This window comes from Microbacterium maritypicum MF109, from assembly GCF_000455825.1.
GTDB classification, from domain to species: Bacteria; Actinomycetota; Actinomycetes; order Actinomycetales; family Microbacteriaceae; genus Microbacterium; species Microbacterium maritypicum_A.
Genome location: NZ_ATAO01000109.1, coordinates 1 through 266, shown reverse-complemented (window position 1 = coordinate 266; position 266 = coordinate 1). Strand labels below are relative to the sequence as shown.

Below are 266 nucleotides of genomic sequence, written 5' to 3'. Positions count from 1 at the left end.
AACTCCTATGGAGCAGCAGGAGGCCCGGAGGCCGACCCGTCGAAGGGCATCGAGGTGAACTGGGAGGCCGACGGCGAGATCCAGCGCTCCGCCGCGACCCTGCACCCCGAGGACGACGACTTCGGGCAGCCCGGCACGCTCTACCGCGAGGTGTTCGACGCCGAGCAGCGGGCACGTTTCCTGGAGACGCTCACCGGCCAGGGGCGTTCGATCACCGTCGACGCCATCCGCGAGCGCTTCTTCCAGTACTGGACGAACGTCGACGC

At 68.8% G+C, this 266-nt stretch carries 1 protein-coding gene; it reads left to right on the top strand.

Translation table 11 applies throughout. The annotated features are described in order from the left end of the window. Positions 1-266 (top strand): catalase-related domain-containing protein (locus L687_RS0121195; protein ID WP_031206894.1); only part of this gene is annotated, 266 nt, incomplete at both ends.